This window comes from Bacteroides sp. D55t1_190419_B8, from assembly GCF_015558905.1.
GTDB classification, from domain to species: domain Bacteria; phylum Bacteroidota; class Bacteroidia; order Bacteroidales; family Bacteroidaceae; genus Bacteroides; species Bacteroides vicugnae.
The window spans coordinates 44,462-66,615 of the sequence record NZ_JADMOU010000029.1 but is presented as its reverse complement, the minus strand read 5'-3'; the positions used below and the strand labels follow the sequence as shown (position 1 = coordinate 66,615).

Genomic DNA, 22,154 nt, shown 5'->3' with positions numbered 1-22,154 from the left:
TTTGATTGAACCAAAACTGCGCAAAAGTACGCAATAATTTGTAATTCGTTGTCAGTAATCCGTTATTTTATCAGACTTTCTTTGTCAGCTTTTTCAATATTTTCTTGTTTCTGTCTGTTATATTGTCAACGATGGCTTCATTCATCAATTTGATGCCATTCATATATTCCTGCGCTCTTTGGAGCACATTGGCAGCATCCTTTTCCGACGCTTGCGGCACCACTACACGCAATCCCCTTTGGATCAACTCAATGTTCACATTAGCGTCCGTTTCCATGGGGTCGCCGTCAAAGTGCACTACTCCCGGAGAAGTGCGGCGGATACACAACTGCTTGCAACGGAAAGTCTTGATACGGCTATTCTGATCGATTGTCTTATTGAATAACTGGAAAGCCAATGAGGGGACATCCAATACGGTGAATGGTTCAAGAATGGTCACATCCAGCAAGCCATCCGTCAGCGTAGCTTGCGGGGCGATATAAGCATTGTTTCCATATTGCGACGCGTTTCCGCAGGCAATCAGGAAAGCCTTATACTTGGAAACTCCGTTTTCCGTTTCCAGTTCATACGTTTCCGGTTCATATTTAAGACTCTCTTGCAGGGTCTTTTCCAGATAAGTCAACAGCCCGCGTTTACCGGCATGCGCAAACTTCAGACTAACAAAAGCATCGAACCCCAATCCGCAAGTGCAGAAAAAATCCACACCATTAATCTTACCATAATCTATAACATCCATGCAACCTTCATTCAGCACTTCCAGCGCCCTTTTCGGTTCCATCGGTATATGCAAATGCCGCGCCAGTCCATTGCCCGATCCGCAAGGAATAATTCCCAGTGCGGTATCAGTATGCACCAACGAACGAGCTATTTCATTGATTGTCCCGTCCCCGCCGATAGCCACTACTATATCAGTTTTCTCTTCGGCAGCTTTGGCAGCTATTTCTACTGCATGACCGGCTCTTTCCGTATACACTACTTCCCAAGAGTATCTCGCCTTGTCTATTTTTTCGTCCAGCAAGTTAAGAATCAATTCTTTACTTTGTGTTCCCGAAATAGGGTTGACGACGAATTTTATTTTTTTCATCCTTTCGTTCATGCCATTTTTGTCAATTGTAGACGACAAAAGTAATATAAATATCTTAAATTTTAATCTATTAGAGGTTTCTAATCACATGCAAGCAACTTTTTTCTCTTAAAAAGAACAGATAAAAGCAAATTTTGTTATCTTTGCCCCCTGTTTTTAAACACTTGTTAAGATAAAAAGATGCTAGATCGTCAGCGAACGATCTGATTATGAGTATAATAAATTATAATTCATGGGATTATTACAAGAGAAGTTAGCTAAGTACGACCTGCCACAAAAGTTTATGGCACAGGGCGTTTACCCATATTTCCGTGAGATAGAAGGAAAACAGGGTACAGAGGTAGAAATGGGCGGACACGAAGTGTTGATGTTCGGTTCCAATGCATACACTGGCCTTACGGGAGATGAAAGAGTGATTGAAGCAGGTGTCAAGGCCATGCATAAATATGGTTCCGGATGCGCAGGTTCGCGCTTCTTGAATGGTACACTTGACCTGCACGTTCAATTGGAAAAAGAACTGGCTGCCTTTGTAGGCAAAGATGAAGCGCTCTGCTTCTCAACCGGTTTTACGGTGAATTCCGGAGTTATTCCTGCTTTGACAGATCGCAATGATTATATCATTTGTGACGACCGCGACCATGCATCTATCGTAGATGGCCGTCGCCTCTCCTTCTCTCAACAACTGAAATATAAGCATAACGATATGGCGGATCTGGAAAAGCAACTTCAAAAGTGCAACCCGGATTCAGTGAAGCTCATCATAGTAGACGGCGTGTTCTCTATGGAAGGCGACCTGGCAAACTTGCCCGAAATCGTACGCTTGAAACATAAATACAACGCTACTATCATGGTAGACGAAGCTCATGGATTGGGGGTATTCGGAAAACAAGGACGTGGCGTTTGCGACCATTTCGGTCTGACTCACGAAGTTGACCTGATTATGGGTACTTTCAGCAAATCGCTGGCTTCTATCGGTGGATTCATTGCTGCTGATTCTTCTATCATCAACTGGTTACGTCACAACGCACGTACTTATATATTTAGTGCATCCAACACTCCGGCTGCTACCGCATCTGCTCTTGAAGCTCTCCACATCATCCAGAATGAACCGGAAAGACTTGAAGCGCTGTGGGAAGCTACCAACTATGCATTAAAGCGTTTCCGTGAAGCAGGTTTTGAAATCGGTGCAACAGAATCACCTATCATTCCTCTTTATGTACGTGACACGGAAAAAACATTCATGGTCACTAAATTGGCTTTCGACGAGGGTGTATTTATCAATCCTGTTATTCCTCCGGCATGTGCACCGCAAGATACTTTGGTACGTGTGGCATTGATGGCTACTCATACAAAAGATCAAATTGACCGCGCTGTAGAGAAGCTGGTTAAGGCATTTAAAGCACTGGATATTTTATAATCCGATTTATATAAATCATCTAAAAAAGTCTGGTACAGTAATGTATCAGACTTTTTTATTATCTTTACGCCTACAACAATATGTGTGATTATGCAAGATATAGTAAACGGACGCTGCGGTTGGTGCGGAACTGACGAACTGTATGTGAAATACCACGATCAGGAGTGGGGAAAGTTAGTGACCGACGACAAGACACTGTTTGAGTTTCTTGTGCTGGAAAGTGCTCAAGCAGGATTGAGTTGGATAACTATCCTTAAAAAGCGAGAGGGATATCGCAAAGCCTTTTGTGATTTCGACCCTGAACGAGTGGCACAAATGAACGATGAAGATATTGAACGACTGATGCAATTTGATGGCATTGTGAAAAACCGTCTGAAAATCAAAGCGACAATTACAAATGCAAGACAGTTCTTAGCCATACAAAAAGAATTCGGTAGTTTTTACGACTATACACTGTCGTTCTTTCCCGAAAGAAAACCGATCATCAATACCTTTCAGTCATTGAGTGAGATTCCGGTATCATCTCCCGAATCTGATGCCATGAGCAAGGATATGAAGAAACGAGGATTTAAATTCTTTGGAGCTACGATTTGTTATGCTCACTTGCAGGCAGCAGGGTTTATTAACGACCATCTGGCAGACTGTATTTGCCGGTAGGAGAAAGTTACCTTAGCGTTAACATCAATCGTCTTATCTTCTTTGAATGTCGGACTGGTAAGTTCTACACCCCAGGGAGTAGCAGCTGCACGAGTGGTAACTTTTACAATAGCTACTTCCATTCCTTTACTGCTGGTCAGCTCGGCCTTGATAGCGGCATAATCACCCTTTTTCACGTTAAGCGCTAGTGTGAGTTCATATTTTTCGCTGTTCACTTTAAACTCGTTGAACTTATCAAGACAGCGATTTCTTTCATAAACGAAATCAAATCTTCTTTCTTCATCAGCTTTTTTAATAATTATTGTTTACTGATTTAACAGCCGAATTTATTCGACAAAACAAAACTAAAAATAGATTTTGACACACCTAATTCACGTCCTTAAAAATCAATTTATTTTACAGTTATAAATCAATTCCTTTTCATACTTTTGCGGGAAATTAAGCCGACAATACAGGTTTGATATACAATTTAATTTTTTATAATGAAAGAAGACAAAACAGGCACGGAAACCTACATCATCAATGGCTTCAAACCGTTCTCGCAATTTGCGACGGAATATTTTCCGTGTCCTTCGCAATGCGTTCAGAAAAAAGACGCTTTTTTTATCCCCTAAATGAAGGCTCCAAACCTGTGCGGAAGAGGCTCCGTTTGATACATTCAGAGGCTTCGTTTCAAGCAAACGGAACCTCTGTTTTTTACCTCACCCCTCCTATCCAATTCTCTACTACCCAAACATCCGGTTCGGGCATCGGATTGAGCCTGTGCAAACAAATCATAACTTTGCATGACGGAAGTATCAATATAAAATCGGAATCAGGGAAAGGAAGTTATTTTATTCTTACTTTCCCTAAATGAGAATCACTGAAAGCCTCTGAACCTTTGGGACTGATGTAATAATCAGGGTAACAGCAGAGGAATTATCCTCTGCTACCCAGGCTATTCGCATCGGGATTCAGCTCCTTTACAGCCTCTTTGACTGCTTTGTTACTCGGCTTGCGGTATGCTTCCCCCTGTTGTACGGGGACAATCTCATTCACCATTCTTTCATATCCTTTTTGCTCTAACAAGTGCACTTCTTTTTCACTTGCTTCGTTTTGTTTTTTTGTTTTCATAAGACTTTTCATTTTAAATTTCTTATTTAGAGAACAGAAAACAGCGAAAGATGGTTCATACCCGCAGATTATTTATGTATATCTTTTCCGTCATATACAAACTAAATCTTATATTTGTGCTTTCATTCCACTTATCCTCTTAATAAATTATGAAAGAAAACAAATACGATAATAATCGCTTCTTTAGTCAATATTCGCAAATGTCCCGTTCGGTGGAAGGTTTGAAAGGTGCTGGAGAATGGCACGTATTACAGAAAATGCTCCCCAATTTTGCAGGAAAAAGGGTGTTGGATTTAGGCTGTGGATTCGGATGGCATTGCATTTATGCAATAGAACATGGAGCGACACACGTTACCGGAATTGATATTTCTGAAAAAATGCTCGAAGAAGCCCGGAAAAGAAACCCGTCTCCACTCATTGAATATCAATGTATGGCTATTGAGGACTTTGATTTTCAGCCGGATTCTTATGATATAGTTATCAGCTCATTAACTTTCCATTACCTCGAATCTTTTATAGATATATGCCGGAAAATTAATCATTGCTTAACTCCGGGAGGGGCTTTTGTCTTTTCTGTCGAGCATCCTATATTTACAGCTTACGGCAATCAGGATTGGTATTACGACCAGGAGGGGAATCCTATCCATTGGCCGATAGATCGTTATTTTACAGAAGGTAAACGCACGGCAGTCTTTCTGGGCGAAGAAGTGGTCAAATACCACAAAACATTGACTACCTATATAAACAGCCTCCTTCAAACCGGATTTGAGATATGCGAACTGATAGAGCCACAACCCGACGAAAAGTTGTTGGATACTATTCCGGGAATGAAAGATGAACTACGACGCCCCATGATGCTTCTGATCTCTGCCAAGAAAAAAAAGTGAAGCCGCAAAGCAATGAGATTCAAGGTATTGAAAAATAATAAATAAAAAACATTCGCTTAGCTATTGTTAATTAAAAAATACTCCCTATCTTTGCACCGCTTTTGGAAATAATAACCCCAAAGTTTTCGGGGTGTAGCGCAGTCCGGTTAGCGCACCTGCTTTGGGAGCAGGGGGTCGTGGGTTCGAATCCCGCTACCCCGACGAAGAAAATCAAGTCAAGATTCACAAAATAAAGCCAGTACAATTAGTATTGGCTTTTTATTATATATAGGATAAGTGCAATTATCCCCGTTTGGGGACAAATAAAAAGGGCAATTCTTTGAAATATCTTTGAACAGATTCCTAGCATTATCTTCATTTTCTTATTTAATTTAGAGTAAAAATCTATTTTGTTAACTTTATTCCCCTTTTATATTGGCGTTATCAATGTTTTGCGTTAACTTTATAGCGGAAATACAAACATTGTTTATAAAGAAAACGATAACAAACAAAATACTTAAACACATGAAGAAAACTCTGCTGATGCTCGTTGTTATTTTCATTTCATTATATTCGCATTCACAAAGTCCCTTTCTGAATTTTAGAATTCCAGAAAAATCAAATAAGCGTATCATTGGATATTCTTCAAGTAATAAAATAGATGTTTTTTTTGAATATAAAATATCAACCTTGTAATACTCTAATACAGTATTACAAACAGGATTCCAATAAATTGATTGTATAACAAAAGTAACGATATGATGAAAAAGTTTTTTTATTTGAGTGCGATACTAGCCATCGTTTTGGTTTCATGTAATTCAGAAAAGGAGTATATAGCAAAGCTCTCTAATACCGCTTCCATGATTGAGAAAGAAGCTGATTTAAGTGAAGCAATAGCTCTTCATTATTGTGATACTTGGAGAAAAGTGATTTATGATCATGAATACAATGGAGAATATTGTACTGATTTCAATGAAGCCTTAGCGAAGCATCAGGAGTTTATAATCACAACAGACACCTATAAGAGGCTCAAACAAAAGAAAGATTCAATTGAGGCTATAATGCCACAACTAAATGATTATCCTTCAAATTGTAAAGATGCTTATAATGAGTTAGTATCAATATATGCAGATGCAGATGAATTATTCAGATTTGCAGATGAGCCTAGGGGCTCTTTATCTACATACTCAACAAAAACGACAGACCTTTATCAAAAGATAGAAAAGTCACTGAAAGAATTTAAAATAAAGCATATACAAAACAAATAATTTAAGAGAGTAGTTTAGTTATTGCAGCAGCTTATTGAATTTAAGACTATCAAAAGACAAAATAATAATTTCACTTCGAGAGCAACTTCAGAAAGTACTGCTAAAAAATAGTGTTCAAAAGCTAGAAATTACTCTCTTGAATTATGAGTTAGAAAAGAACAAAACAAAGATCTCAAAATAGCGTATTTGAACCAGCTTTGAAAGAGTGACGGTATATGCTCGCGATAGTGACGGTATCGCTGTCATATACCGTCACTATCTTTACCGGATAGCGTCACCCTTTTACATATTCAAATAATAATCCCGGGTTAGCGTCATATATTCCTCACTATATTGATGACGAGCCAGTTCTGTCAATAGTTCTTCTACAATACACTCTTGATTGGAAAAAGAAAAAGTAATCAAAACACGTTTCGGAATACCGCCGGGCTTAGTGATTACATTCAGTTGACGGACTGCATATAGCTTTCTCATATAAGCTATCTTTTTTACCCGTTCAGCTACATCTGCCGGAATCACCATTGTGAAAAATCCGTCTTCTGCCAATAATCCGCTTACTCCTTCCAACAAATCTTCATAAGTCAAAGAATCATTGTGACGAGCCGCGGCTCTCTGACGATCCGGACATTCCAGCGAATCGACAAAATAAGGAGGATTAGAAACAATTACGTCGAATTTATCCGAAGACCTGTATTTCTTAAAATCAGCCTGCACCACTTCTACCCGCTCCTTCCAAGGCGAACGAATGATATTTTCCCTGGCTTGCCCGACAGCCGCTTCGTCTATTTCCAACGCTACAATATTTGCATCCGGCAAACTGCGTTGCGCCAACATTAAAGCCACCAACCCAGTTCCCGTCCCAATGTCCAGAATCCGGTGCGCACTCTCAACGAGAGTCCAAGCCCCCAGAAGTACTCCATCCGTACCGACTTTCATGGCACATTTATCATGCCATACCGTAAATTGCTTAAATTTAAAATAAGGATTCGACATTTTATCCGTTTATCTTAAAGCCGTTTTATACTATTATTTTATTGCAAATCGCCAAAAATAAATAATAATTATGGAATACTCCCTTTATAAGCCGATATTTTGGCATTGTTTTTGTGTTTTTATTCTGCGCAGTGCTTTATTATTAGAGAGAATCAATTAACTTTGCAAACGATTTATGCATATCAGTATGACATAAACTAAATTAAAACGAAAAGATGAAAGAAAGATATTTATTGGAAGATGGAGGCGATAACAGCTTCTCGCTAATCACAGACTATGATGGGAACGATGAACAAGCATTTGATGTAAATGTGAAATCTGGTGAAATTCTTCCAGTACTCCCCTTACGTAATATGGTGTTGTTTCCTGGAGTATTCCTGCCGATCACGGTAGGCCGCAAGTCTTCTCTGAAACTCGTACGAGATGCCGACAAGAAACATAAAGATATTGCAGTAGTATGCCAGAGATCGGCACATACAGAAGATCCGAAACTGGAGGATTTACACAATATCGGTACCGTAGGACGAATTGTGCGGATATTGGAAATGCCCGATCAGACAACAACTGTCATTCTTCAGGGAATGAAACGTTTAAGTCTGACAAACATCATCGAAACTCATCCGTACCTGAAAGGTGAAATACAACTTTTGGAGGAAGATGTCCCAGGCAAAGATGATAAAGAGTTTCAAGCCTTGGTGGAAACTTGCAAGGACTTGACAATGAGATACATCAAATCGTCAGATGTGATGCATCAGGATTCGTCGTTTGCTATTAAAAACATCAACAACCCAATGTTCCTGGTCAATTTCATCTGCTCAAACCTGCCGTTCAAGAAAGATGAGAAGATGGACTTGTTGAGCATCAACTCATTGCGTGAACGCACTTATCACTTACTGGAAATTCTGAACCGTGAAGTGCAGTTGGCAGAAATCAAGGCATCCATCCAAATGCGTGCCCGTGAAGATATCGACCAGCAACAACGCGAATACTTCCTGCAACAGCAGATCAAGACTATTCAGGATGAACTGGGTGGCGGCGGCCAAGAGCAGGAAATAGAGGAAATGCGCCAGAAGGCAGAAAGAATGCGCTGGAATTTAGAAGTCAGAGACACGTTCATGAAAGAACTTGCCAAACTGGAGCGTACTCACCCGCAATCTCCGGATTACAGCGTACAGCTCAACTATCTGCAAACGATGCTCAATCTCCCATGGGGTACTTATACAACTGACAATCTGAACCTTAAAAACGCAGAAAAGACGTTGAACAAAGACCATTACGGACTGGAGAAAGTAAAAGAACGTATTTTGGAACACTTAGCCGTATTGAAGCTGAAAGGTGATATGAAATCACCGATTATCTGCTTGTATGGCCCTCCGGGAGTGGGTAAAACATCTCTTGGAAGATCCATCGCATCTGCGCTCAAACGGAAATATGTACGTATGTCTTTAGGTGGTGTGCATGACGAAGCGGAGATTCGCGGTCATCGTAAGACTTATATCGGTGCTATGCCCGGACGAATCATCAAGAGCTTGATAAAAGCCGGTGCTTCCAATCCTGTTTTCATCTTGGATGAAATAGACAAGGTCAGTGCCGACCGTCAGGGGGACCCTTCTTCTGCATTGCTGGAAGTGCTCGACCCGGAACAGAATACTTCTTTCCATGATAACTTCCTAGATGTAGACTACGATCTCTCCAAGGTATTGTTTATTGCAACAGCCAACAACCTGAACACAATCCCCGGTCCGTTGCTGGACCGTATGGAATTGATTGAAGTAAGCGGATATATCACGGAAGAGAAAGTCGAGATTGCCCGCAAGCATCTGCTACCCAAAGAATTGGAAGCCAACGGACTCAAAAAAACGGATATCAAGCTTCCTAAAGATACGCTGGAAGCTATAATCGAGTCATATACCCGTGAAAGCGGCGTTCGCGAACTGGAAAAGAAGATCGGTAAGATTCTTCGCAAATCGGCTCGCCAATATGCTACGGACGGTTATTTCGCTAAGACGGAAATCAAACCGACAGATTTGTATGATTTCCTCGGAGCACCCGAATATACACGCGACAAGTATCAGGGAAATGATTACGCAGGTGTAGTCACCGGATTGGCATGGACAGCTGTCGGAGGCGAAATCTTATTTGTAGAAACCAGTTTGAGCCGCGGCAAGGGCGGACGTCTTACATTGACCGGTAACTTGGGAGATGTGATGAAAGAATCTGCCATGCTGGCACTTGAATATATCAAGGCGCATGCTTCTGTCCTTAGTCTGGACGAAGAGATCTTTGACAACTGGAATATCCATATCCACGTTCCTGAAGGGGCTATTCCGAAAGACGGTCCATCAGCAGGTATCACGATGGCCACTTCACTGGCTTCTGCCCTGACTCAAAGAAAAGTGAAAGCCAACATTGCCATGACGGGAGAAATCACTCTTCGCGGCAAAGTGCTTCCTGTGGGTGGCATCAAGGAGAAGATATTGGCAGCCAAACGTGCCGGAATCAAGGAAATCATCATGAGTGCCGAGAACAAAAAGAACATAGATGAAATTCAGGATATTTATTTGAAAGGACTGACTTTCCACTATGTAAACGATATAAAAGAGGTATTCGCTATTGCATTGACCAACGAAAAAGTAACGGATCCTATTGATTTATCTGTTAAGAAACCCAGCCAGGAATGACATTTGAGTTACAATATACAGACACTAAAAGTAATGCCCGTGCCGGTCTGATAACAACAGACCACGGGCAGATACAAACACCTATCTTCATGCCGGTGGGCACACTGGGCACTGTGAAGGGAGTACATCTGACCGAATTAAAAGAAGACATTCAGGCACAGATTATTCTGGGTAATACCTATCACCTCTATTTGCGTCCGGGATTGGACGTGATCGAGAAAGCAGGCGGACTGCACCGCTTTAACGGTTTCGACCGCCCCATGCTGACTGACAGCGGTGGTTTTCAGGTATTCTCATTAGCCGGAATCAGAAAGCTGCGTGAAGAAGGAGCTGAATTTCGTTCGCATATCGACGGAAGCAAGCACATCTTCACTCCGGAGAAGGTGATGGACATTGAACGGACTATCGGTGCGGATATTATGATGGCTTTTGACGAATGTCCTCCGGGCGACTCGGATTACGAGTATGCCAAAAAGTCATTAGGATTAACCCACAGGTGGCTCGACCGTTGTATACAACGTTTTAATGAGACAGAACCTAAATACGGTTACAACCAGTCTCTCTTCCCCATCGTCCAGGGATGCGTTTATCCTGACCTGCGCAAGCAATCTGCAGAGTTTGTAGCGTCCAAAGGTGCTGACGGGAATGCTATCGGCGGTTTGGCGGTAGGTGAACCGGTAGACAAGATGTATGAAATGATCGAGATTGTCAATGAAATACTTCCCAAAGACAAACCCCGTTACCTGATGGGGGTCGGAACTCCTGTCAACATTCTTGAAGGAATAGAACGCGGCGTGGATATGTTCGACTGCGTTATGCCTACAAGAAACGGACGAAATGGCATGTTGTTCACCAAAGATGGCATTATCAATATGCGGAACAAAAAATGGGAAACAGACTTCTCTCCTATTGAAGCCGACGGAGCCTCTTGCGTGGATACATTGTACAGCAAGGCTTATTTGCGCCATCTTTTCCATGCACAAGAGCTACTGGCTATGCAAATCGCTTCCATACACAATCTGGCATTCTATCTGTGGCTGGCAGGGGAAGCAAGAAAGCACATTATTGCCGGAGATTTCTCGACCTGGAAGCCGATGATGGTTAAAAGAGTATCAACTAGATTATAAGAAATGAAAAGCAATCGATTTATAAAACGGCTGGACTGGTATATCATCAAGAAGTTCTTGGGGACATACGTATTTGCTATTGCACTAATCATTTCTATTGCAGTGGTATTCGACTTCAACGAAAAGATGGACAAACTAATGGAGCATGAAGCTCCATGGGATAAAATCATCTTTGAATACTACATGAACTTTATCCCCTATTTCTCCAATCTGTTCAGTCCATTGTTCGTATTCATTGCTGTTATTTTCTTTACCTCCAAACTGGCAGAAAACTCCGAAATTATCGCGATGTTCTCCACCGGCATGAGCTTTAAAAGGATGATGCGCCCTTATATGATTTCTGCCGCTATCATCGCATTGGTCACCTTCACACTAAGTTCGTATGTGATTCCGAAAGGAAGTGTTACGCGTCTGAATTTTGAAGACCGGTATATCAAACCAAAGAAACAAAACTCGGTAAGCAATGTGCAGCTGGAAGTGGATAGCGGAGTGATTGCATATATCGACAACTATAACAACGCAATGAAAACCGGTAACCGCTTTTCATTGGATAAATTTGTGGATAAAAAATTAGTTTCGCATTTAACTGCACGACGGATTACCTACGACACCACCACCGTTCATAAATGGACGATCCACGATTATATGGTACGCGAACTGGATGGTTTAAAGGAAAAAATCACTAAGGGAGACCGGATAGACTCTATCATCAACATGGAACCTTCTGACTTTCTCATCATGAAAAATCAGCAGGAAATGCTGACCAGTCCCGAATTAAGCGATTATATCGCCAAACAGAAACGAAGAGGATTTGCCAACATCAAGGAATTTGAGATCGAATATCACAAACGAATTGCCATGTCGTTCGCCTCTTTCATCCTTACCATCATCGGTGTATCGCTTTCGTCCCGAAAAACGAAAGGTGGTATGGGGCTTCATCTGGGTATCGGATTAGGATTAAGTTTCTCTTATATTCTGTTCCAGACGATTACTTCTACCTTTGCCGTGAACGGAAATGTGCCGCCTGCCATTGCAGTCTGGATTCCTAATATCCTTTATGCGGGTATCGCATTCTTCTTGTACCAGAAGGCGCCTAAATAAAAGGTAGGCAAGCCTTCCACAGTCTTCACGGATTCGTGCCTTTACTTTATCATCTGGTGCATTCAGTTTCTTCTTATGAACGTTATTTCACGAATCCAACCTTGTCCGCTTCGGTTATTTGCTTGATGATACGACAAGGATTGCCTGCAGCAAGGGTACGGGGAGGAATATCATGCGTGACGATGCTTCCACAACCGATGACGGCTCCTTCGCCTATAGTTACACCTGCCATGATTTTTACATTGCCGGCTATCCACACCTTGTCACCAATGGTGATGCGACCGCCTATGAGTGCTCCCAGAGCACGCTCCTCGGGATCAAGACTGTGGTTGGCACTGTACATACCTACATTAGGACCTATGAGAACATGGTTGCCGATGGTGATACGTGAGCAATCAAGTAACACAGCACCGAAGTTGATGTAAACGTCATTGCCGATGTAAATGTTCTTACCAAACTCACAAATAAAGTTTGGCTCAATATACACATTTTCTCCAATACTACCAAATAGCTCTTTCAACAGCTGCTTACGCTCTTCGGGTTGTTCATCAGTTGTTTGATTGAACTTCTTGAAGATGTTTTTTGCCTCTACACGGCGTTTAAACAAATCTTCATCGAAGTCATCGTAAATCATGTCAAGTTGCATCTTTTCCCATGCAGAGAGAGTGGAGTCATTAGATTTCATACCTTTTCGTATATAACGTCAGTTCGACGAATTATAATTATTTGATTATTTGGAGAATAACAATAAAAGTAGCATATTTATAGTGTCTAATTATAAACACATACCAAACCTTTATCACTATATTTACAGAATGCAAAGTTATTGAAATATTTTGTTTGGCAGATAATTTCTGTAAGTTTTCTGATTCCTTACCCACGGCTTTTTCATTTAAGAAATAGTATTTTAAGATACAAGATCTTAGTGTTTTGGATGCACCGGATAAACGAAAAGTATAAAAGAGAAGTTCCGCCTATTCTTGCTAATGCAAGTGCAGGCGGAACTTTTTTGTTGTATCCATTTCCTCTTTTGTCTATTCTCCATTATTTTCACCTGACGGTGATTTGGAAAATCCCTCTTTCTCCTTACATTCTTAAAATCGTTAACCGACTTCTTTTACATAAGCAGAAAGATCTGCAGCAGAGATGTTTTTGGCTATAATTACACCATTTCCATCCAATAAATAGTTAGTGAATCCCCGGTTTAAACGGTACTTCTTAAATAAGCCGGAATCCTCGCCTTCTGTTTCCACGAAACAAGTGGGCGTAACTATTTGATCCTTACGAACGGTTTCCTTAAATATTGACTGATATTCGTCAAATGAAATAGAAACCATTTCCACATTATGAGAAGAACGAAGCGCATTGCTCAAACTTACATTTTGCATCCGGGACTGCGCGTCATAACTTGCCCAAAAACTTAGCAACACATATTTACCTTTCAAATTTCCCAATTTAAAGGCGGGTTGCCCGTCTGACGTAGATTCGATTTTAAAATCAGGGGCTACGTCACCCTCACTCAAACCTCCGGTAGGTTTGTCTTTCTCAACGAAAGCGGTCAAGGAACAAATCAGTAATACAACAAAAATCCATTTTACATGCTTCATGTAATTAGGTTTTAGTTAATACTATCCGGGCCTGTCCTTAAACAGTGGTTTCTTCCCGAAACGTTGTCTTTTCAGGCATCAGGCGAAGAGGAATCCGCTGATTATCAGAGCCTTTATTTTTGAAACCGGGTGCAAAGGTAAGTAAATATTAAATTAACTTCCAAGCAAATAAGCAAAAATCTCACTTTTGGGGTATAACTTTTTATGTTATTTAGCATAAAAACGAACTTTTTTCTCTACTTTTGCAGAGTTAAAGTCTATTTTTTATGCAACCATCAAATACTGAATTGATTCTGATTCGAGTTACCGGCGAAGATCGCCCGGGACTGACTGCTTCCGTGACCGAAATCCTTGCCAAATATGATGCCACGATTCTCGATATCGGCCAGGCAGATATTCATAATACATTATCGCTGGGTATCCTGTTCAAGAGTGAAGAAAGACATTCCGGATTCATTATGAAGGAACTGTTGTTCAAGGCTTCTTCTCTGGGAGTGACCATCCGGTTTGAACCTATCACCACCGAGCAATATGAAAACTGGGTAGGTATGCAAGGGAAAAACCGTTATATCCTGACGGTTCTGGGACGCAAGCTTTCCGCCCGACAGATTTCTGCCGCTACAAGCATCTTAGCCGAGCAGGGCATGAATATCGACGCTATTAAACGTCTGACAGGTCGTATCCCGTTGGATGAATGTCAGGCAGATACACGTACCAGGGCTTGCATTGAGTTTTCAGTGAGAGGTACTCCGAAAGATCGCATTGCGATGCAGGAGAAGCTGATGAAGTTGGCCAGCGAATTGGAAATGGACTTTTCTTTCCAACAGGATAATATGTACCGTCGTATGCGCCGTCTAATCTGTTTTGATATGGACTCTACATTAATCGAAACAGAGGTGATTGACGAACTGGCTATCCGTGCCGGTGTAGGCGACGAAGTAAAGGCCATCACAGAAAGCGCCATGCGTGGAGAAATAGACTTTACAGAGAGCTTTACCCGCCGTGTAGCACTATTGAAAGGGCTAGACGAATCGGTAATGCAGGAAATAGCCGAGAGCTTGCCTATCACAGAGGGTGTAGAGCGGCTGATGTATGTATTGAAGAAGTACGGTTACAAAATCGCCATCCTTTCGGGAGGATTCACTTATTTCGGTCAATACCTGCAAAAAAAATACGGTATAGATTACGTCTATGCCAACGAACTGGAAATTATTGATGGCAAACTGACCGGACGTTACCTGGGAGATGTAGTAGACGGAAAACGGAAAGCTGAATTGCTCCGCCTCATTGCACAAGTGGAAAAGGTGGATATTGCACAGACCATCGCCGTAGGAGACGGAGCTAACGACCTCCCTATGCTAGGGGTTGCCGGACTGGGAATTGCCTTCCACGCAAAGCCTAAAGTGGTGGCAAATGCCAAGCAATCGATCAACACCATCGGACTGGATGGGGTGCTCTATTTCCTCGGATTCAAAGATTCTTACTTGAATATGTAATTAGACAAAAAAATAGATTATCTTTGCTGACAAATTAAATAAAAGAATGAAGTTTTCCGAACTACAATTAAATGCAAATGTGCTTGAGGCGCTTGATGCCATGCGATTTGACGAATGTACGCCTATACAGGAGCAGGCAATTCCAATCATACTTGAGGGTAAAGATTTGATCGCAGTAGCACAGACAGGAACAGGCAAAACGGCCGCATTTCTACTGCCTGTATTGAATAAATTATCTGAAGGTAAACATCTGGAAGATGCGATTAATTGTGTCATCATGTCTCCTACCCGGGAATTGGCCCAACAGATTGACCAGCAAATGGAAGGGTTTTCTTATTTCATGCCGGTATCGAGTGTTGCCGTATACGGTGGAAATGATGGAGTATTGTTCGAACAACAGAAAAAAGGACTCACTTTAGGAGCTGATGTTGTTATTGCTACTCCCGGACGTCTGATCGCCCATTTAAGCCTTGGATATGTAGATCTTTCCAAGGTTTCTTATTTTATTCTGGATGAAGCAGACCGGATGCTCGACATGGGATTTTATGAAGATATCATGCAAATTGCGAAATATCTGCCGAAGGAACGACAGACAATCATGTTTTCTGCAACAATGCCTGCAAAGATTCAGCAATTGGCAAACACAATCTTAAATAATCCGTCAGAGATAAAGCTTGCAGTTTCTAAACCTGCAGAAAAGATTATTCAGGCGGCATATGTTTGTTACGAGAATCAAAAGTTGGGAATTATACGCAGTCTTTTTATGGATGAAGTTCCGGAGCGTGTGATCGTCTTTGCTTCTTCCAAAATCAAAGTCAAAGAAGTGGCTAAGGCCTTGAAGTCCATGAAACTGAATGTAGGGGAAATGCATTCGGATCTGGAACAGGCTCAACGGGAAACTGTTATGCACGAGTTTAAAGCCGGACGAATCAATATATTGGTAGCTACGGATATCGTTGCACGTGGTATCGACATTGATGATATTCGACTGGTTATCAACTTCGACGTGCCTCACGATAGCGAGGATTATGTACACCGCATCGGACGTACGGCACGTGCCAATAACGATGGCGTAGCACTTACGTTTATCAGCGAGAAAGAGCAAAGCAACTTCAAAAGTATTGAGAACTTTCTGGAAAAAGAGATTTATAAAATTCCTATTCCTGAAGAATTGGGAGAAGCTCCGGAATACAAGCCACGTTCTTTTAGCAAGGGCAAGGGGGGCAACTACAAAAGAAAAGATTTCCGGGGAAAAAGGAATAATAATAACGGAGGAAAGAGAAATAACCGTCCGTCTCCCCCCAGACAAAATTAAAGCAAGGCTTTTTAATCCGGCACTATACGATCTGAATGTATGGTGCTTTTTTTATTTGGATGAAATGATAGTCAAATCTCCTTTAAAACTTACTTCCATATTTACAATGCTATATATGGAAGTTTCCGGAATGGCCAAGACAGCCTGATAATGAAAACCGTTCCGGTCTACTTTCACAAACTTTGTATCTGACAGGATGGATTGCTCCAGAAAATCGACAGGAAGTACTTTGTCAAACATCTGTTTGGTAACATCGCTGGCAAACAGGCTCTTTTTACCTTCATACACACAAATGTGCATCACATTATCATAGTATACATTATCCATGCTAATCCCGTCTTCGGAATAAGTCGTCTTGATGACTCTCATTTTAGAAGGATTAATATATACGTATGCACGATAGCGAGTGCCATTATAAGTCACCACACTATCACGTTTGGTTACTTCCGTATATGCCGGAATTACTAATTCCTGACGGACAAAATAGATTGAATCATTGGCATCTTCGGATTTATGTAGCTTAATCACATCATCCGTTATGGAATGAAACCAGAATATATGTTCTGCCTGCTTATCAATCTTGTAATAAGTAGTATCATTTCCATAAGTATAAAGAGTATCCCGTATTATTTTAAATGCAATGGGAGTACTTTGCACATCTGCATAGTAGATCGTATCTCCTTCTACACGCATCAACGGGCTCTCCGTTTCATCGTCCAGCCAAATTCCCTGCAGTAGCCCTTTTGCACTAAGATCCTCCTTCTCTTGTTGAAGAGAATGGGGATTCTTATTGCCGCTACATGCCGCGAAAAAGATTGCCATTAACGATACAGCCACATTTTTCATCATCTATTTTAGTTTTGTATAAAGATACTCTTATTTTTTTATTTACCAATACAGTGATAAATAAATCCGAGTTCTTCCATCTCTTTTTTATCATATATATTACGCCCGTCCAACACAATCTGCCGGGACATCGTTTTCTTGATAACGGCCCATGAAGGCAGACGGAATTCTTTCCATTCGGTAACCAGCATCAACACATCAGCATCCAGTACGGCATCGTACATATCGCAAGCATAATAGATGGTGTCGCCAATCCTACGCTTACATTCTTGCGTGGCAGCCGGATCGTATGCACGTACTTTACAACCAGCTTTGAGCAATCTATCAATCAGGACTAATGCCGGAGCCTCACGCATATCATCCGTTTCCGGTTTAAATGCCAATCCCCACAAAGCAACTGTCTTACCTTGCAAATCACCATTAAACTGCTTCACTAGCTTTTCGAACAAGACGCTTTTTTGGTTCTCATTCACTTCTTCCACAGCTGTAAGTACCCGCATGGTATAACCATTCTGTTCTGCCGTTTTAATCAATGCCTTCACATCTTTTGGGAAACAAGAACCACCATATCCGATGCCCGGATACAGAAACTTACGTCCGATACGGGTATCCGAACCTATTCCGCTACGCACCATATTCACATCCGCACCAACAATCTCGCACAAGTTTGCAATATCATTCATAAAGCTTATACGGGTTGCCAGCATCGAATTTGCCGCATATTTAGTCATTTCCGCAGACGGAATATCCATGAAAATCACACGGAAATTATTCAATAAGAATGGTTTATATAGTTTGGACATCAATTTCTCCGCACGTGCCGACTCCACTCCCACTACCACGCGGTCCGGGCTCATAAAGTCACTGATAGCATTTCCTTCTTTAAGGAATTCCGGATTAGAAGCCACATCAAAATCAACCTTCACGCCTCTCTTATCCAGTTCTTCCTGAATAACCGCACGAACCTTACTGGCAGTGCCTACCGGAACGGTACTTTTGGTAACTACCAATTTATACTGTTTCATGTTGCGACCAATGGTACGGGCCACCTCCAATACGTATTTCAAATCAGCGCTGCCATCTTCATCCGGAGGAGTCCCAACTGCACTGAATATAACTTCCACTTCATCCAAACAACTTTCCAATGAGGTAGTAAACTTCAATCGCTTTGCCTTCATATTACGGAGTACCATCTCTTCCAATCCATTTTCATAAATTGGGATGTTCCCCTTTTGCAAAGATTCAATTTTCTCTTTGTTCGTGTCTACGCACGTTACATTCACGCCAATTTCGGCAAAACATGTGCCTGACACCAGCCCCACATACCCTGTTCCCACGATTGCAATTTTCATACTTAATCTATTGTTTGTTTAGAAATTCATTCAAAATAAACGGCGTCTTTGAAAGCAGTTCCCTCTCTGTCTTTCGCAGATAGTAACATTTGCGACTCTGCCAACGGCCAGTCAATCCCCAATGTTTCGTCATTATATAAAATAGAGGCTTCTGCCTGCGGAGCATACTTGTTATCTACCTTATATGTAAAAACAGCTTCTTCACTCAAAACTGCAAATCCATGAGCAAAACCGCGGGGAATAAAAAATTGTCTCTTGTTTTCTTCACTAAGCAATACACAAACATGCTTTCCAAACGTAGGCGATGATTTACGCAAATCAACGGCAACGTCCAGCACTTCTCCTTTAAGAACACGAACCAATTTCGCCTGACTATGTTCTCCTTTTTGATAGTGCAATCCGCGCAATACACCAAAAGACGATTTCGACTCGTTGTCCTGTATAAAGTTTACGGGACCAATATTGGCTTCAAACTCTTCTTTCTTATAGGCTTCCATAAAATAGCCCCGTTCATCGGAGAAAACTCTAGGCTCAATCAGCCATACTCCGTCTATTTCTGTCTGTATATAGTTCATTATTGATAGTGATAAATAAAACGATGCAAAAGTAGTGAATTTTTCGAAGTTTTCTGGGATATATTCAATTTATCTCTTAATTTTGCAGACATGATTGAATTGGCACAACATATAGAGACTTTACTACTGGAAAACGACTGCGTCATTGTTCCGGGATTTGGTGGTTTTGTAGCACATTATTCGCCTGCAACCCGCGCAAAGGGAGAAAATAGATTTTTACCTCCTACCCGTACAATCGGTTTTAATCCTCAATTAAAACTAAATGACGGTGTATTGGTGCAATCTTATATGTCAGTATACGACACAAGTTTTGCTGACGCCAGCCGTATAGTAGAAAAAGAAGTAAACGAATTTATCGGTCTCCTTCATGAAGAAGGGAAAGCCCATCTGGATAATATAGGCGAGATTCATTATAATATTTATGGTATCTACGAGTTCGTTCCTTATGATTATAAGATAACAACTCCTTCATTATATGGTCTCGACTCTTTTGAAATACATGAACTTTCGGCTCTGCAGCAGAAAGAAAAAGTATTGGTACCGACTTATCAGGAAAAGGAAAAGAAGACTTTTGAAATTAGTATCAACCGCGCGTATCTCCGCAATGCTGCAGCAATGATTGCTGCCATCGTACTGTTCTTTGCCTTTTCAACTCCGGTAGAGAATACCGACGTTCAAAAGAACAATTATGCACAGTTATTGCCCAGCGAGCTTTTTGAGCAAATAGAAAAGCAATCGGTTGCAGTAACTCCTGTTTATGTTAAGAACGATGCTGCGCAACAAGCAAAGAAGCTTTCTGCTTCTTCCGCTTCTTCCGCTTCAACCAAAACTTCTTCTGCTAAAAAGCATACAACGGATAAAGCCAAGACTTCCAAACCGATCGCAGTAAGAGAAGTGAAAGTGGTAAAACAGGAAACAGCGGCTCCTGCTCCTGCAGTGAAATCTCAAGAAAGTGTAAATCATCCTTTTCATATCATAGTGGCAGGAGGAATCAGCCTGAAAGATGCAGAAGTTATTGCGAACCAATTAAAATCAAAAGGATTTACAGATGCAAAAGCTCTGAACACTGATGGCAAAGTACGTGTCAGTATCAGTTCATTCAACAACCGTGATGAAGCGACCAAGCAATTACTTGAGCTAAGAAAAAACGAAACTTATAAGAATGCCTGGTTACTGGCTAAATAAAAATCCCTTTTAAAAAGCATGAAACGAGTTCTTTGTCCCAAATGTGAGAATTATCTTTATTTTGATGAAACCAAGTATAGTGAAGGCCAATCGCTGGTATTTGAATGCGAACATTGTGGCAAGCAATTCAGTATCCGGTTAGGAAAAAGTAAAGTTAAGGCTCTTAGAAAGGAAGAAAACCTGGAAGAAGAAGCTGAATCTCATAAAGAAGAGTTCGGATATATCACTGTAATCGAAAATGTATTTGGTTTTAAACAGTTACTTCCCTTGCAGGAAGGTGACAATGTCATAGGCCGCCGTTGCGTAGGAACAAACATTAATACTCCCATTGAAAGCGGTGATATGAGCATGGATCGACGCCATTGCATCATTAATATAAAGCGTAATAAGCAAGGAAAGCTAGTCTACACATTACGAGATGCTCCTAGTCTCACAGGTACTTTCCTTATGAATGAAATTCTGGGAGATAAAGACCGTGTACGCATTGAAGATGGCGCTATTGTGACAATTGGAGCTACTACATTTATTTTGCATACGGCTGAATGAACTTATAACTTATTTTGATACTCTCGCATGAATTCATCAGCGATATAGAGATTACCATAGAGATAAAGCCCTGTTTCCTTGTCATGCAAGTCAGCGCAAGTCTTGCTTTCATAAAACAATTGCAATGCTCTGACTGGAGCAATTTCCAAGCGTTTTGAAAGTTCGGCAGCAATGATACCGATACGATTACTTAATATTATCTCTTGAATTTCAGGAGACTTTACAGGGTCATTCTGCCAGTTCTGTTCCATCATTAGTAAGGTATTTTTTCGTAATATTTTGGTTTAACAAACAAATCTGATTATTTGGTTGGTGTTGAGCAAGACGCTGTAATGCCACATCAGCACTCATCAAACCAGACATATATAAATTTACCGTATCAATTACCCGGTCATTCGCGACACCTCCCTCTATATAATCATAATTTGCCACTGGATTCAGTCCACGACGACTAGCAATAATAAGTTGACTACCGGAAAAATATATTTTAATTGTTCTGAAAGAGTTGTGCAAAAAAAATAAGGCTAGTAATCAACGTTATATGCTGCTGAATGTAATCTTACTTTTTATTGCTCTACATTGTTTAAAGGTAGTATAAATTTCAAATACTACCCTTAAACAAACAATTAAATTAGCGGAATTACCTTTTCAACAATCTAGTTTTTTGTTCTTCAAATTCATCTTGTGTTATAACTCCTTTGTCTTGCAACGACTTTAACTTAAACAACTCATCTGCTATATTAGCTGAAGTACCCTTCGCCTTACCATCGTTACCTATACTATTAGCAACAAAAACGCCTAAAATCATACCAGGTATAAAAAGAAACCAAACTAAAAAAGATAAATGGAACATCAATCCAATACCTAATGCAAAGATCCCACCTAGAAATGCACCTAATAGTAATCTAAAAATTTTAATCATAAT

The 22,154-nt window shown here is 40.9% G+C and carries 22 protein-coding genes, 1 tRNA gene and 2 pseudogenes; 13 read left to right on the top strand and 12 right to left on the bottom strand.

From position 1 onward, the window contains the following. Positions 1 to 70 precede the first annotated feature (70 nt). Positions 71 to 1,096, bottom strand: a complete 1,026-nt coding sequence (locus I2I13_RS19885) for a diacylglycerol kinase family protein (RefSeq protein WP_167511853.1) — start codon at positions 1,094 to 1,096, stop codon at positions 71 to 73. Between the two features lie 220 nt (positions 1,097 to 1,316). On the opposite strand from I2I13_RS19885, the gene I2I13_RS19880 reads away from it, so the two are divergent. After that, positions 1,317 to 2,501 (top strand): aminotransferase class I/II-fold pyridoxal phosphate-dependent enzyme, encoded by a 1,185-nt coding sequence (locus I2I13_RS19880; protein ID WP_148366667.1) that lies wholly within the window; start codon positions 1,317 to 1,319, stop codon positions 2,499 to 2,501. Between the two features lie 90 nt (positions 2,502 to 2,591). Beyond that, positions 2,592 to 3,158, top strand: a complete 567-nt coding sequence (locus tag I2I13_RS19875) for a DNA-3-methyladenine glycosylase I (protein ID WP_148366666.1) — start codon at positions 2,592 to 2,594, stop codon at positions 3,156 to 3,158. On the opposite strand, the gene I2I13_RS19870 is transcribed toward I2I13_RS19875, so the two are convergent. After that, on the bottom strand, positions 3,101 to 3,373 hold the full coding sequence (locus I2I13_RS19870; RefSeq protein ID WP_175486903.1) for a hypothetical protein: 273 nt from the start codon (positions 3,371 to 3,373) through the stop codon (positions 3,101 to 3,103). The genes I2I13_RS19875 and I2I13_RS19870 overlap by 58 nt on opposite strands. A 497-nt stretch (positions 3,374 to 3,870) precedes the next feature. Here I2I13_RS19870 and I2I13_RS19865 point away from each other — a divergent pair. Continuing rightward, a pseudogene (locus I2I13_RS19865) lies at positions 3,871 to 4,014 on the top strand (ATP-binding protein); the annotation flags it as partial. Between the two features lie 62 nt (positions 4,015 to 4,076). Here the strand turns inward: I2I13_RS19865 and I2I13_RS19860 are convergent. Next, a complete protein-coding gene (locus I2I13_RS19860) occupies positions 4,077 to 4,271 on the bottom strand; it encodes a hypothetical protein (protein ID WP_074558541.1) in 195 nt (64 codons plus the stop codon). A 149-nt stretch (positions 4,272 to 4,420) separates the two neighbouring features. Between I2I13_RS19860 and I2I13_RS19855 the strand changes: the two genes are divergently transcribed. The 3 genes from I2I13_RS19855 (at position 4,421) to I2I13_RS19845 (ending at position 6,405) form a co-directional block, all read left to right on the top strand. Further along, positions 4,421 to 5,158: a bifunctional 2-polyprenyl-6-hydroxyphenol methylase/3-demethylubiquinol 3-O-methyltransferase UbiG gene (locus I2I13_RS19855; RefSeq protein ID WP_195650302.1), complete on the top strand. Its 738-nt coding sequence runs from the start codon at positions 4,421 to 4,423 to the stop codon at positions 5,156 to 5,158. A gap of 126 nt (positions 5,159 to 5,284) precedes the next feature. Further along, a tRNA-Pro gene (locus I2I13_RS19850) sits at positions 5,285 to 5,359 on the top strand. Between the two features lie 536 nt (positions 5,360 to 5,895). Then, positions 5,896 to 6,405: a hypothetical protein gene (locus I2I13_RS19845; RefSeq protein WP_229128677.1), complete on the top strand. Its 510-nt coding sequence runs from the start codon at positions 5,896 to 5,898 to the stop codon at positions 6,403 to 6,405. 282 nt (positions 6,406 to 6,687) lie between these two features. Here the strand turns inward: I2I13_RS19845 and I2I13_RS19840 are convergent, their stop codons facing one another. Further along, positions 6,688 to 7,398 (bottom strand): tRNA1(Val) (adenine(37)-N6)-methyltransferase, encoded by a 711-nt coding sequence (locus I2I13_RS19840; RefSeq protein WP_099147034.1) that lies wholly within the window; start codon positions 7,396 to 7,398, stop codon positions 6,688 to 6,690. Positions 7,399 to 7,613: 215 nt separating this feature from the next. Here I2I13_RS19840 and lon point away from each other — a divergent pair, with 215 nt between their 5' ends. Genes lon through I2I13_RS19825 form a run of 3 tightly spaced genes read left to right on the top strand, consistent with a single transcriptional unit; the run spans position 7,614 to position 12,307 of the window. Continuing rightward, positions 7,614 to 10,079, top strand: coding sequence for an endopeptidase La (gene lon / locus I2I13_RS19835; RefSeq protein ID WP_195650301.1), 2,466 nt, complete (start codon positions 7,614 to 7,616; stop codon positions 10,077 to 10,079). Next, the gene (tgt, locus tag I2I13_RS19830) at positions 10,076 to 11,206 is read left to right on the top strand and encodes a tRNA guanosine(34) transglycosylase Tgt (RefSeq protein ID WP_004295910.1); all 1,131 of its coding nucleotides are present in this window, start codon (positions 10,076 to 10,078) and stop codon (positions 11,204 to 11,206) included. Before lon ends, tgt begins: the two co-directional genes overlap by 4 nt. 3 nt (positions 11,207 to 11,209) lie before the next feature. Beyond that, a complete protein-coding gene (locus tag I2I13_RS19825) occupies positions 11,210 to 12,307 on the top strand; it encodes an LptF/LptG family permease (protein WP_195650300.1) in 1,098 nt (365 codons plus the stop codon). Positions 12,308 to 12,389: 82 nt separating this feature from the next. Here I2I13_RS19825 and I2I13_RS19820 read toward each other — a convergent pair whose 3' ends face one another. After that, positions 12,390 to 12,992, bottom strand: a complete 603-nt coding sequence (locus tag I2I13_RS19820) for a sugar O-acetyltransferase (protein WP_195650299.1) — start codon at positions 12,990 to 12,992, stop codon at positions 12,390 to 12,392. A gap of 418 nt (positions 12,993 to 13,410) precedes the next feature. Continuing rightward, positions 13,411 to 13,914 carry a thioredoxin-like domain-containing protein gene (locus I2I13_RS19815; RefSeq protein WP_148366661.1) on the bottom strand — a complete coding sequence of 168 codons (504 nt, stop codon included), beginning with the start codon at positions 13,912 to 13,914 and terminating at the stop codon, positions 13,411 to 13,413. A gap of 266 nt (positions 13,915 to 14,180) precedes the next feature. On the opposite strand from I2I13_RS19815, the gene serB reads away from it, so the two are divergent. After that, complete coding sequence (serB, locus tag I2I13_RS19810) at positions 14,181 to 15,410, top strand: phosphoserine phosphatase SerB (RefSeq protein ID WP_004311666.1); 1,230 nt, start codon at positions 14,181 to 14,183, stop codon at positions 15,408 to 15,410. A gap of 46 nt (positions 15,411 to 15,456) precedes the next feature. Further along, positions 15,457 to 16,725 carry a DEAD/DEAH box helicase gene (locus I2I13_RS19805; protein WP_195650298.1) on the top strand — a complete coding sequence of 423 codons (1,269 nt, stop codon included), beginning with the start codon at positions 15,457 to 15,459 and terminating at the stop codon, positions 16,723 to 16,725. Positions 16,726 to 16,776: 51 nt separating this feature from the next. Here I2I13_RS19805 and I2I13_RS19800 read toward each other — a convergent pair whose 3' ends face one another. Genes I2I13_RS19800 through rfbC form a run of 3 tightly spaced genes read right to left on the bottom strand, consistent with a single transcriptional unit; the run spans position 16,777 to position 19,498 of the window. Beyond that, on the bottom strand, positions 16,777 to 17,574 hold the full coding sequence (locus I2I13_RS19800; RefSeq protein ID WP_148366659.1) for a DUF4738 domain-containing protein: 798 nt from the start codon (positions 17,572 to 17,574) through the stop codon (positions 16,777 to 16,779). Between the two features lie 35 nt (positions 17,575 to 17,609). Further along, a complete protein-coding gene (locus I2I13_RS19795; protein WP_148366658.1) occupies positions 17,610 to 18,923 on the bottom strand; it encodes a UDP-glucose/GDP-mannose dehydrogenase family protein in 1,314 nt (437 codons plus the stop codon). Positions 18,924 to 18,949: 26 nt separating this feature from the next. After that, positions 18,950 to 19,498, bottom strand: a complete 549-nt coding sequence (gene rfbC, locus I2I13_RS19790) for a dTDP-4-dehydrorhamnose 3,5-epimerase (RefSeq protein WP_004303149.1) — start codon at positions 19,496 to 19,498, stop codon at positions 18,950 to 18,952. 90 nt (positions 19,499 to 19,588) lie between these two features. Here rfbC and I2I13_RS19785 point away from each other — a divergent pair, with 90 nt between their 5' ends. Together I2I13_RS19785 and I2I13_RS19780 are read left to right on the top strand one after the other, a co-directional pair. Then, the gene (locus I2I13_RS19785) at positions 19,589 to 20,683 is read left to right on the top strand and encodes an SPOR domain-containing protein (protein WP_195650297.1); all 1,095 of its coding nucleotides are present in this window, start codon (positions 19,589 to 19,591) and stop codon (positions 20,681 to 20,683) included. An 18-nt stretch (positions 20,684 to 20,701) separates the two neighbouring features. Further along, positions 20,702 to 21,229 (top strand): FHA domain-containing protein, encoded by a 528-nt coding sequence (locus I2I13_RS19780; RefSeq protein WP_117937916.1) that lies wholly within the window; start codon positions 20,702 to 20,704, stop codon positions 21,227 to 21,229. 2 nt (positions 21,230 to 21,231) lie between these two features. Here the strand turns inward: I2I13_RS19780 and I2I13_RS19775 are convergent, their stop codons facing one another. The 3 genes and pseudogenes from I2I13_RS19775 to I2I13_RS19765 form a co-directional block, all read right to left on the bottom strand. Continuing rightward, complete coding sequence (locus tag I2I13_RS19775; RefSeq protein ID WP_195650296.1) at positions 21,232 to 21,483, bottom strand: hypothetical protein; 252 nt, start codon at positions 21,481 to 21,483, stop codon at positions 21,232 to 21,234. Then, positions 21,458 to 21,697: pseudogene (locus I2I13_RS19770) on the bottom strand (DUF3990 domain-containing protein); the annotation flags it as partial. The gene I2I13_RS19775 and the pseudogene I2I13_RS19770, both read right to left, overlap by 26 nt. Before the next feature lie 172 nt (positions 21,698 to 21,869). Then, the gene (locus I2I13_RS19765) at positions 21,870 to 22,151 is read right to left on the bottom strand and encodes an SHOCT domain-containing protein (RefSeq protein ID WP_148366656.1); all 282 of its coding nucleotides are present in this window, start codon (positions 22,149 to 22,151) and stop codon (positions 21,870 to 21,872) included. Positions 22,152 to 22,154: the final 3 nt, after the last annotated feature.

Coding starts and splice junctions, on each gene's coding strand:
- I2I13_RS19885 (WP_167511853.1), bottom strand. CDS start 1,096: ATGAACGAAAGGATGAAAAAAATAAAATTCGTCGTCAACCCTATTTCG.
- I2I13_RS19880 (WP_148366667.1), top strand. CDS start 1,317: ATGGGATTATTACAAGAGAAGTTAGCTAAGTACGACCTGCCACAAAAG.
- I2I13_RS19875 (WP_148366666.1), top strand. CDS start 2,592: ATGCAAGATATAGTAAACGGACGCTGCGGTTGGTGCGGAACTGACGAA.
- I2I13_RS19860 (WP_074558541.1), bottom strand. CDS start 4,271: ATGAAAACAAAAAAACAAAACGAAGCAAGTGAAAAAGAAGTGCACTTG.
- I2I13_RS19855 (WP_195650302.1), top strand. CDS start 4,421: ATGAAAGAAAACAAATACGATAATAATCGCTTCTTTAGTCAATATTCG.
- I2I13_RS19845 (WP_229128677.1), top strand. CDS start 5,896: ATGATGAAAAAGTTTTTTTATTTGAGTGCGATACTAGCCATCGTTTTG.
- I2I13_RS19840 (WP_099147034.1), bottom strand. CDS start 7,398: ATGTCGAATCCTTATTTTAAATTTAAGCAATTTACGGTATGGCATGAT.
- lon (WP_195650301.1), top strand. CDS start 7,614: ATGAAAGAAAGATATTTATTGGAAGATGGAGGCGATAACAGCTTCTCG.
- tgt (WP_004295910.1), top strand. CDS start 10,076: ATGACATTTGAGTTACAATATACAGACACTAAAAGTAATGCCCGTGCC.
- I2I13_RS19825 (WP_195650300.1), top strand. CDS start 11,210: ATGAAAAGCAATCGATTTATAAAACGGCTGGACTGGTATATCATCAAG.
- I2I13_RS19820 (WP_195650299.1), bottom strand. CDS start 12,992: ATGAAATCTAATGACTCCACTCTCTCTGCATGGGAAAAGATGCAACTT.
- I2I13_RS19815 (WP_148366661.1), bottom strand. CDS start 13,914: ATGAAGCATGTAAAATGGATTTTTGTTGTATTACTGATTTGTTCCTTG.
- serB (WP_004311666.1), top strand. CDS start 14,181: ATGCAACCATCAAATACTGAATTGATTCTGATTCGAGTTACCGGCGAA.
- I2I13_RS19805 (WP_195650298.1), top strand. CDS start 15,457: ATGAAGTTTTCCGAACTACAATTAAATGCAAATGTGCTTGAGGCGCTT.
- I2I13_RS19800 (WP_148366659.1), bottom strand. CDS start 17,574: ATGATGAAAAATGTGGCTGTATCGTTAATGGCAATCTTTTTCGCGGCA.
- I2I13_RS19795 (WP_148366658.1), bottom strand. CDS start 18,923: ATGAAAATTGCAATCGTGGGAACAGGGTATGTGGGGCTGGTGTCAGGC.
- rfbC (WP_004303149.1), bottom strand. CDS start 19,498: ATGAACTATATACAGACAGAAATAGACGGAGTATGGCTGATTGAGCCT.
- I2I13_RS19785 (WP_195650297.1), top strand. CDS start 19,589: ATGATTGAATTGGCACAACATATAGAGACTTTACTACTGGAAAACGAC.
- I2I13_RS19780 (WP_117937916.1), top strand. CDS start 20,702: ATGAAACGAGTTCTTTGTCCCAAATGTGAGAATTATCTTTATTTTGAT.
- I2I13_RS19775 (WP_195650296.1), bottom strand. CDS start 21,483: ATGATGGAACAGAACTGGCAGAATGACCCTGTAAAGTCTCCTGAAATT.
- I2I13_RS19765 (WP_148366656.1), bottom strand. CDS start 22,151: ATGATTAAAATTTTTAGATTACTATTAGGTGCATTTCTAGGTGGGATC.